Origin of the sequence: Streptococcus mitis (assembly GCF_008763935.1) — a bacterium.
Lineage (GTDB): Bacteria > Bacillota > Bacilli > Lactobacillales > Streptococcaceae > Streptococcus > Streptococcus mitis_DB.
In genome coordinates this window covers 1-3,317 of record NZ_VTQF01000030.1, presented here as the reverse complement: position 1 = coordinate 3,317, position 3,317 = coordinate 1, and the positions used below count along the sequence as shown (strand labels likewise).

The window sequence follows — 3,317 nt, the reverse complement described above, 5'->3', positions numbered from 1 at the left end:
AATCGTTCTCTTTGAGCTAAGGCGAGGCAACGCCGTACTGGTTTAAAGTTAATCCACTATAAATTATCATAGTCGCCCCAATTCCCTTTGCAGGGCTTGGATGTTTTGCTGGCGGTCGAGTACCGCACTTTGCAGACTGGTGATTTCCTGTTGGTTGACATGACCGCCTTTGGCTACGCGGGCTTGCGCCAGAGATTTTTGCGCTTCGCCCAATGCTTTACGTTCGTTGCTCAACTCCGTTTCCAAAATCGAACGGCGGCTAGTGCTGCCGGAGGATTTGGGCGCAGGCGTTGCTGCGACTTCAGGAGCAGGACGGATGGGCGCAGGTGCAGGGTTTGCCTTAGCGGTATTTTTAGGGGCAGGTTTTGCGTTACTGGCTCGTTTTGACGGAGCTTCAGCAGCAGGCTCAGACATTTCAAAAGCAGGAGCATCGTAGCGCGAGCTGCTGTATTTACCGATGGTCGGTAAATCCGCTGAATGGCAGTTCCCGGATGGACGCGATGTATAGATGACTTCGCCGTTGACTGTACAGGTATAAATCTTGGGAGAGGCTTGTGCGCCTGATACGGCGGCAAACATCAGCAATGAAGCTGCCAATGTGTGGAGTGATTGTTTCATGGTAAGGTCGTAATGTGAAATAAGTAATTGTTCGATAAATATTGCATTCAACTGTAATAGTATAACAATCCTGGCTTGTTCGCTCAAATAGGACGGACGGCTTTTTTTAATTTCAAAGTTTGCAAACCGCCCTCTTCATTTTAGCGAAAGTTGCTTCACTCGTTTTCAGACGACGTTTGTGCGGCTTTATCCGATTTTTTGGCGCGTGATTTGGCATTTTTGCTCTTTGCCTCTTGCTCTTGCGCTTTTTCCCGAGATTTTTCTTTTGAACGCGTCTTCTTTGGTTTAGCTGCCTTTTCTTCACTATCGCTGCTTAATTTGTTGATTTTCAAACGATATGCACCGCCTTGGTGGCTGCTGATTTTAGGCAGGTCTGCGCCTGTACAGTTTCCCGAAGGTTCGGATGTATAGGTTTTGCTGTTGCCTGAATGGCAACTGAAGACAGCTGCTGCGGTGTGAAGGGATAAGCCCAAAATGAGGGAGGATGCGACGATAAGTGCTCCTTGCTTGATTCGTGAACGCATGAGTTTTCCGTAGTTTGAGTTTTCAGACGACCTATTTTTGTTTTTATGCAGTCCGGCAATATTAAATCACTATGCCAAACTGTATTTTTATCAGCTTCTGAAGGCAGATACGGAAACTCGGGCAACGGAATATTTATATTTGTGTAAATTCTGCGTCGATTTCCGTCAGGATTTGCTCCAGCTCTTCCTGCCACAAAAGCCAGTTTTCTTCTATTTGTGTTAATTTTACTTTAATTTCTGTTAATTGTGTGAGTGTTTGTTGTAATTTTGTTTTATTTTCGTCCGAATAGGCTTCTTCTTGTGCCAAAAATGCTTCACATACCGTTTGAATTTCAGAAAGCTGCGCCATTTCTTTTTCGGCTTTGTCGATTTTCTGTTGTATCGGCTTACCGCGTCGGGCTTTTTCTTGACGGATTTGCGCTTCGATACGCTTGGTGTCTTTGCGGTTTTGGCTTTGTGCGGAAGCCGCAGGCGCTGCTGTGGCGTTTTCTTGCGCCAACCGCCATTGACGATAATCGTTTAAATCGCCGTCAAAGTTTTTCAGACGACCTTTGTCAATCAGGAGGAAGCTGTCGGTAGTCGCTTCGAGCAGGCTGCGGTCGTGCGACACGACGATTAAGGCGCCTTGGAAACTTTGCAACGCGAGCGTCAAGGCGTGGCGCATATCCAAATCCAAATGGTTGGTCGGCTCGTCAAGCAGCAGCAGATTTGGCTTTTGCCAGATAATCATGGCGAGGGCGAGGCGGGCTTTTTCTCCGCCAGAAAAAGGTTCGGTTTTCTGCAACGCCATGTCGCCGACAAAGTTGAAGCCGCCGAGGAAATTTCGGATTTCTTGTTCGCGCACTTCGGGAGAAAGCTGTTGAATGTGCCAAACAGGGCTTTGGTCAGCGCGGATGGTATCGAGTTGGTGTTGGGCAAAATAACCGATATTGAGTTTTTCGGAACGGATGATGCTGCCGGAGAGCAAATCAATTTTTCCTGCCAAGGCTTTGATAAACGTAGATTTACCGCTGCCGTTAACACCCAATAGCCCGTAGCGGGCACCGCTTTCCAGCGACAGGGTAATGTTGTGCAGGACGGTTTTGCCTTCGTACCCCAAATCAGCGTGCTCCAGCTTCAGCAAGGGATTGGGCAGATGGTCGGGATTGTAAAACTCGAAGGAAAACTCGCTGTCCAGATGCGCGGGAGCGATGCGCTCGAGCTTCGCCAATGCCTTCATGCGGCTTTGCGCTTGAACGGCTTTGGTGGCTTTGGCTTTGAAGCGGTCGATAAACGATTGCAGATGTTTGATTTGCGCCTGCTGTTTGACATAAGCAGCTTGTTGCTGCGCGAGACGCTGCGCACGTTCGGTTTGGTAAAAATCGTAATTGCCGCCGTATTGCGTGAGTTTTTGCTGCGACAATTCAATAGTTTGAGTGGTGGCCGCATTGAGAAAATCGCGGTCGTGGGAAATGATGATTTGCGTGCAGGGTAAAGAGGCAAGATGGTTTTCCAGCCACAAAACGGTTTCCAAATCCAAGTGGTTGGTCGGTTCGTCAAGTAAGAGCAGATCGGCGCGGCAAATCAAGGCTTGCGCAAGGTTCAGGCGCATACGCCAGCCGCCGGAAAAGGATTTGACGGGACGGCTGTGTTCTTCTTGTGAAAAACCGAGTCCGTTCAACAATTTCGCCGCACGGGCCGGCGCAGTATAAGCGTCGATTTCTTCCAATTTGGCATGATATTCCGCCTGTTTCATGCCGTCATTTTGCGCTTCCGCCTGCGCCAAGGTCGTCTGAAAAGCCTGCAACTCGGCATCGCCCTGCAAAACGTAGTCCAACGCGGAGATGTCCAAGTCGGGGGTTTCTTGGGAAACGGAAGCAATCCGCCAATTTTTCGGAATCGAGACATCGCCGCCATCCTGAGTGATTTCACCCTTGATTAAGGCAAACAGGCTGGATTTGCCCGTCCCGTTTTTACCGATCAAACCGACGCGCTGACCAGGATTGACGGTGGCGTTGGCTTTGTCGAGCAGGACTTTCAAACCGCGTTGCAGGGTGAGGTTCTTGATTTCAATCATGATGGTAAGGGACGGGCGGAAAAATGGGAAAGGCGGTATTTTATAGCGAAAACAGCATTATAGTGGATTAAATTTAAATCAGGACAAGGCGACGAAGCCGCAGACAGTACAAATAGTAC

Annotated in this window: 3 protein-coding genes; all 3 read right to left on the bottom strand. The window is 48.9% G+C overall.

What is annotated here, in order from left to right:
* Positions 1 to 66 precede the first annotated feature (66 nt).
* A complete protein-coding gene (locus tag F9B91_RS12080; protein ID WP_003742266.1) occupies positions 67 to 705 on the bottom strand; it encodes a hypothetical protein in 639 nt (212 codons plus the stop codon).
* A 68-nt stretch (positions 706 to 773) separates the two neighbouring features.
* Positions 774 to 1,142, bottom strand: coding sequence for a hypothetical protein (locus F9B91_RS12075; RefSeq protein ID WP_003742264.1), 369 nt, complete (start codon positions 1,140 to 1,142; stop codon positions 774 to 776).
* A 133-nt stretch (positions 1,143 to 1,275) separates the two neighbouring features.
* Positions 1,276 to 3,198: an ATP-binding cassette domain-containing protein gene (locus F9B91_RS12070; RefSeq protein ID WP_003742263.1), complete on the bottom strand. Its 1,923-nt coding sequence runs from the start codon at positions 3,196 to 3,198 to the stop codon at positions 1,276 to 1,278.
* Positions 3,199 to 3,317 lie beyond the last annotated feature (119 nt).

Coding starts and splice junctions, on each gene's coding strand:
- F9B91_RS12075 (WP_003742264.1), bottom strand. CDS start 1,142: ATGCGTTCACGAATCAAGCAAGGAGCACTTATCGTCGCATCCTCCCTC.
- F9B91_RS12070 (WP_003742263.1), bottom strand. CDS start 3,198: ATGATTGAAATCAAGAACCTCACCCTGCAACGCGGTTTGAAAGTCCTG.